This is a genomic window from Rhodococcus sp. NPDC057014 (assembly GCF_042673295.1).
Classification (GTDB): Bacteria; Actinomycetota; Actinomycetes; order Mycobacteriales; family Mycobacteriaceae; genus Rhodococcus_F.
The window spans coordinates 786-7,054 of sequence record NZ_JBHUSF010000399.1; the positions used below are offsets into that span (position 1 = coordinate 786).

5 protein-coding genes and 1 pseudogene are annotated in these 6,269 nt (G+C 65.2%); 4 read left to right on the forward strand and 2 right to left on the reverse strand.

What is annotated here, in order from left to right; all coding sequences use genetic code 11:
* Window positions 1-147: 147 nt before the first annotated feature.
* Both ACFTZB_RS40825 and ACFTZB_RS40830 read right to left on the reverse strand, forming a co-directional pair.
* Window positions 148-1,020, reverse strand: a complete 873-nt coding sequence (locus tag ACFTZB_RS40825; protein WP_378440908.1) for an ABC transporter ATP-binding protein — start codon at window positions 1,018-1,020, stop codon at window positions 148-150.
* Between the two features lie 37 nt (window positions 1,021-1,057).
* Complete coding sequence (locus ACFTZB_RS40830; protein WP_378440910.1) at window positions 1,058-2,173, reverse strand: ABC transporter substrate-binding protein; 1,116 nt, start codon at window positions 2,171-2,173, stop codon at window positions 1,058-1,060.
* A gap of 620 nt (window positions 2,174-2,793) precedes the next feature.
* On the opposite strand from ACFTZB_RS40830, the pseudogene ACFTZB_RS40835 reads away from it, so the two are divergent.
* The 4 genes and pseudogenes from ACFTZB_RS40835 to ACFTZB_RS40850 all read left to right on the forward strand — a co-directional run.
* Window positions 2,794-3,141: pseudogene (locus ACFTZB_RS40835) on the forward strand (LLM class flavin-dependent oxidoreductase); the annotation flags it as partial.
* Window positions 3,142-3,170: 29 nt separating this feature from the next.
* Entirely contained in the window at window positions 3,171-3,908 is a 738-nt protein-coding gene (locus ACFTZB_RS40840) for a hypothetical protein (protein WP_378440912.1), read from the forward strand.
* The gene (locus ACFTZB_RS40845; protein WP_378440914.1) at window positions 3,905-5,131 is read left to right on the forward strand and encodes an acyl-CoA dehydrogenase family protein; all 1,227 of its coding nucleotides are present in this window, start codon (window positions 3,905-3,907) and stop codon (window positions 5,129-5,131) included. Before ACFTZB_RS40840 ends, ACFTZB_RS40845 begins: the two co-directional genes overlap by 4 nt.
* 47 nt (window positions 5,132-5,178) lie before the next feature.
* Entirely contained in the window at window positions 5,179-6,210 is a 1,032-nt protein-coding gene (locus tag ACFTZB_RS40850) for an aldo/keto reductase (RefSeq protein WP_378440916.1), read from the forward strand.
* The last annotated feature ends 59 nt before the right edge of the window (window positions 6,211-6,269 follow it).

A 6,269-nucleotide genomic window follows, 5' to 3' on the forward strand; every position in this document is an offset into this window, starting at 1 on the left:
GAATCAACGATCCACCACCAGAGCACCAAGAAGGCTGAAAGCCCGATGATTCCGTAGATCACTCTGTCATATTTCACGAGCCAGGGGTTGGGCGCCTTGGGCGGAGTGAGATCCTCGTCCAGCAGGTGTTCCTCGACGCGTGCCGGCTCAGTGATCGTCGTTGCCAATGTGCACCTCCTCCTCGAGGACGCGTGCGACGCGCGACCGGATGTGCGCGAACTCCACCGAGTTGCGGGAGTCGCTGTCCCGGGGCCGCGGAAGCTCGACGTCCAGCAGCGTCTTCACCTTGCCGGGTGCACGGGTCATGACCGCGATCCGATCCGACAGGAAGATGGCCTCGTCGATCGAGTGGGTGACGAAGAGGATCGTCTTCTTCGTGTCACCGGATTCCCAGATTCGCAGCAACTCGCCCTGCAGGAACTCCCGCGTCTGCGCATCGAGGGCGGCGAACGGCTCGTCGAATACCAGGATGTCGGGTTCGTATGCGAGAACGCGCGCGATCGCGACCCGCTGACGCATACCACCGGAGAGTTGGTGAGGAAGCCGGTTGGCGGCGGCTTCCAGGCCCACCGTCTTCAGCACCTTGGCGGCCCTCGCCCGGCGTTCCGCCTTGGGGACGCCGCGGATCTCGAGACCGACCTCGACGTTCTTCTGCGCCGTCAGCCAGGGGAACAGGGCGTAACCCTGGAAGACGACGCCGACGTTCTTGTTGACGCCTTCGACTCGTTTGCCATCGACGAGAACGGCTCCGCCGTTGTGAGTCTCCAAGCCCGCGAGGATGTTCAGAAACGTCGACTTGCCGCAGCCACTCGGTCCGAGGAGGGAGAGAAACTCGCCGCTCTTGATCTGCAGGTCGAATCCGTCGAGGACTGCGGTGGCGTCCTTGGTCGACCTCGATCCCGGTTTCGGATAGATCTTGGCGACGCGCTTGGCCTCGATCTTCCAGTCCGTACCGTGGGCACGGGGTGCGATCGGCCCCGCGTCCTGCTCGATTCGTTCAGCTAGCACTTGTTGAGTCATGTCGTGTGACTTCCTGTCGGGTGCGGATGGCGCCGGATCACTTTTCGAGGCCCTCGATGTCGACAAGGTGCGTCTTCAAGATCCCGTCGTTCTGCTCTTCGGTCACGATCTCCGTGTTGTCTTCCTGGGATTCCAGAAGGTCTGCGGACTTCGCGTAGGGGTTGAAGGCATTGGTCGCAACGTCTTCGGGCTTCAGATTCTCCGAGCCCGGCAACGGTTCACCCACCTCCTCCACGAGGTCCCACCACAGTTGCAGGCTCGCCTTGTCGAGCAGCGCGTTGGGTGCGTAGTGCCAGTTTGTGGTCTGCTCCACGGGGTATCCCGTGGTCTTGCCGGCGATCTCCGCGGACTCCTTCGGGTGAGCGTTGGCCCAGTTGGCCGTCTTCGCGATCACGCCCACGAACGCACGCGCCGCGTCCGGGTACTTCTGCAGCCATGCGTTGCTCGCGACATACGGTGCCTGGCCACCCAGCGGGCCCCAGTCTTCGAAAGACGTGAAGGCCTGGGTGAACTTGTCCGGCTGGCTCTGCAGCACACCGACCAGCGGCGGGTGGAAGACCCCGAGGTCGACCTCGCCTCTCTCGATCGCGGGTGCAATGAGCTCGTTCTTGAGCTCGAGGAAGTTGACCTTGCTCAGGTCGACACCGTTGTTCTGCAGGTAGCGCTTGATCACCAGGTCTGTGCAACTGTTGGACCCCGACAGACCAATCGTCTTGCCCTCGATCGCCTTCAGGTTCTCCTTCGTGATGTCCGAACCCGCTTTCGTGAAGTAGGCCATGTGAGGCATGTCGGGCAAGTCGAGCATGCTCGAGGCGATGGCCGTGAACTTGAAGCCCTTCACCTTCCCGTCGATGTCGTTGTTGAACATGCCCGTCGCGATGTCGATCGCGCCCTGATCTAGCAGCTGCACCGCGGGCACAGCCGTGGCAGGCCCGACGTACTCCGGACGGACCCCGGCGTTGTCCCAATACCCCAATTCGTCAGCGATCCTGACCAGCGACAGGGCGGTGGGCGAATTGGCGAAGCGGAAAGTCACCGCCCCGTCGTCATCGCTACCGCTGCCGCACCCGGCCAGCACCAGCGGCGCTGCAACCAACAGGGCCGACCAGGTGGACACCTTCTTCGTCAGGCGCATGTTGCCGAAGACGCTCATGCTCGCGCCTCCCGGTGCGTGGTTCTGCCACTCACGGCATTTCCTCTCTCTCGCGGTGGATGTGGTCGTCGGTTCCCGATTGGCCGGTCACTCCCGAGGATTGATTCGATGTAGAAGATAAGCTCGGGCACAGGCTTTTCCTACGAATAGATTCACCATGAGCCAAGCTCCACCGACACGACGCAGACCGAAACTGCATAATCGTTTCTGGTTCAACCTATTTCGCCTCCGTCCTACACGCGATCCGACGCTGAATCTGAAGAACAAATGAACGATGGAACAAGAATCGTGTAGGCGGGATGGTGATTGTCCGACTCCCGGTGCACTATGTCCGTCGTGTAATCAATCAATTGCGTAGGACGGCCTCGCGGGTGTGGTGCGCGCTTAAGGGTCTCTCCAGTGAATCTGCACGATTCGAACCATTCCCATTCCACGGCCTTTCGACGACAGTGATCCGATCGATCCACACCTGTCGCCGATGAAGGGACCACCGAGTGAGCGGCCGGCTTCACATCAACGTCAATATCCTCAACGCCGGGGTCTTCGGTGGATCGTGGCGGTTCCCCGGCACCGACGGCCTGGCCAGTTACACGATCGACCACTACACGTCGATCGCCAACCGGGTCGTGAAGGACATCATCGACCGGGAGAACCCGACCCTGCGACAGCTACTGAAGAAGCTGTCGGGGGGTGGTGGGCACCGCATCGTGGTCGGCACCCCCGAGCAGGTCGCCGACGACATCCAGCGATGGTTCCACTACGGCGCCGCTGACGGATTCAACGTGATGCCCGACGTATTGCCCTCCGGCTTCGACGATTTCACCGACCACCTCATCCCCGAGCTGCAGCGGCGCGGTCTCTTCCGCACGGAGTACGACGGAACGACCCTGCGTGAGCACCTCGGTCTCGACGTCCCCGACGTATCGGCCGGGGTGTGGGACCGCGGACCTCTCGAAGCCGCTCGCTGAACAGTCTGAGAAACCAGAAGAGGCAACACATGAGTACCCCGATCCTGATCGACATCGCCGTCGGCGACGCACTCGCTGGGGACGAGCCCGACCGCTTCGACCCCGTCTCGCCCGCCGCGGCGGTCACGGTCACCGAGGCGGCGCAGGAGGCCGGCGTCGCCGCGCTGCGCCTGTTGGACACTGCTGGTGGCCGTCGTGCGATCGACCCGAGCGTGGCCGGTGTGTCGTTCGACCGCGCCACTGCCGGCCGGGTCGGTGTGGTCCTGCGCCCCGGCGCAGGCTACGAGGTGAGTGCGGCCACCGTGCCGGACCCGGCCGCCGCCGGACCGGTGGAGCGCTGGTCCGAATACGCCGAGATCCTCACGCGCCTGTGGGAATCCTTCCCCCGGGACGAGCTGATCGGGGACCAGGAACGCGCACTGGTCGTCGACGATGCATTGATCCGGGCGATCGACCACGAAGGCCGCTTCTATCGGGTCGCGGCGCCGCTGGACGGACCGTCGTCCGTGCAGGGACGCCCGGTCGTCGTCGCCGACCCGGACGTGCTCGGCTGGGCGGTAGTGGCACGGTCCGCCGACGCGGTGATCGTCGACCGCGGGCAGTCGGCGGGCGCGGACCTCGCTCTGACCTCCGGACTCGAGCAGGCCGGCCGACAGCGCGACGACGTCGCTCTGATCGGGCGCGCCGAAGTGACGCTGTCCGCCTCGACAGGACCGACGCTGCGGGCATCCCTCGGCCTGCGCGACACCGTGGAGGCGTTGTCATGACCGCTGTGTACCCGGAACACGAGTCGATCGAAGCGACGCCGGTCGCCGGACTCACCGTGGCGGGCATCCGCGCCGCAATCCGCCCCGTCCTGCGCCGTCTGGGTGATACCGCCGGGGCGCGGGAGAACGAGCGCGACTACGCTTTCGGTGAGGTCCGTGCACTCGCGGACGCGGGGATCGCGCTGGTCGGCGTCGCCCGGGAGGACGGTGGTGCTGGTGGTTCGCTGCGTGATGTGGCCGACGTCGTCATCGAAGTTTCGCGCGCCGACTCCAGTGTGGCGCAGGCATTGCGCAGCAGTTTCCTCGTCGCCGAGCAGGTATCGAGCCGGCCCGATCTGCCGCACCGCGACGTGATTCTGACGCGGCTGCGCAACCGGGATCTGTTCGCCGGAACGAGCAATGAGCGAACCGGAGGCGCGAGCGGGCAGGTCAATGCGACGGCCCGGCGTGAGGGTGCGGGCTGGGTGGTCGACGGCGAGAAGTACTACTCGACCGGTGGGCTGTACGCATCCTGGTTCTCCACCCAGGCACTCGCCGAGGACGGGACGGTGGTTCGATTCACCGTGCCCGTCGACCGCGAGGGAGTCGAACGGCTCGACGACTTCGACGCCGTCGGTCAGCGGCTCACCGCCAGTGGCACCACCCGCCTGACCAACGTGCGCGTATCCGACGACGAGGTGACCTTTCCCGGCCAGGCCCGGCCCGACAACCCGTGGCCCGGCAGCTTCGCGCAGTGCTATCTCGCGGCGATACAGGCCGGTGTGGCCGCGCGAGCCCTCGACGACGCGGTCGGGTACGTGCGGGAGAAGGCCCGGCCGATCAAGCACAGCTCCGCGGACACCAGCGTCGAGGATCCCTATGTGAGGCAGACAATCGGGCAGATCGCCGGCCGCGCCCAGGCGGCGCGGGCCGTCGTGCTGCTGGCAGCCGAGACACTGGAAGGTGTCCGGGGCCTCACCGGGCCCGCCGCACGCACCGCCGGTGCTGCTGCCGCGGTCCACGTCGCGCACGCGAGTGCGATCGCAATCGAGTCCGCGCTCGACGCTGCGGAACTGCTCTTCGACGTGGGCGGTGGCTCCATCACCAATCGAGACCTCGGATTCGACCGGCACTGGCGCAACGCGCGCACCGCCGCCAATCACAACCCGCGGCAGTGGAAGCAGGCGATCGCGGGGGCATACCACCTGACCGGCGAGGAACCACCCACCACCGGCCTTTTCTGACCACCGACCCACAACAACAATTGATCAGAACGGAAGAGACGACACCGATGACCGCCAGCCCCTTCGATCTCACCTACGCCGCCGCCGAGGACCGCTACGAGAAGGTCCCCTACCGTCGCACCGGAAACTCCGGCCTCGATCTTCCGGCCTTCTCGTTCGGCCTGTGGCAGAAGTTCGGTAGCGACTATGCCTTTGCGACCCAGCGGGAGATCATTCTCCACGCATTCGACCTGGGGATCACCCACTTCGACAACGCCGACCGCTACGGCCCACCGCACCGCGCGGCCCAGCAGAACTTCGGCAGGGTTCTCGCGAAGGACCTCGCGCCCTACCGGGACGAACTCATCCTGTCGACCAAGGCAGGCAACCCGATCGGTCCGAGCCCCTATCTCGAGGGCGGCTCGCGCAAGTCGATCCTCACCTCGCTCAACCACAGTCTGCGCGACCTCGGCACCGACTACGTCGACATCTTCTACCACCACAGCCCGGACCTCAGCACGCCGCTGGAAGAATCGGTCGGTGCACTGGTCAGCGCGGTGGAGCAGGGCAAGGCGCTCTACGTCGGCATCTCCAACTACCTCCCCGATCGCACCCACGAGGCCGCCGAACTGCTCCGCCAGGCCGGCGTCCCGCTGCTCATCCACCAGGCGCGTTACTCGATCTACGACCGGCGCCCCGAACAAAACGGTCTGCTGGACACCGCCCACCAGGACGGATTCGGGCTCATCGTGTACTCGCCGTTGGCGCAGGGCCTCCTGACCGACAAGTACCTGGAGACGATTCCCGAACATGCACGGGCGCAGAACAGTTCATTCCTGACGCCGGATGTGATCGACGAGACGTACCGGCAGCGTACCGCCGAACTCAACAAGATCGCCGAGGCCCGCGGGCAGTCACTCGCCCAGCTCGCGTTGCAGTGGGTACTGCGCAGGCCGGAGATCACGTCGGCGCTGATCGGTGCGAGTTCGACCGAGCAGCTCGACCACAACATCGCCGCCCTGAACTTCCCGGCGCTCACCGATGACGAACTGGCGCTCATCGAGGAACACGGCGTGCACGGCACGGGACTCAAGCTCTGACCGACCAGATTTCGGCAGACGACAACTGAAAAGCCCGCCCGGGCCGATGTTGCGACAAC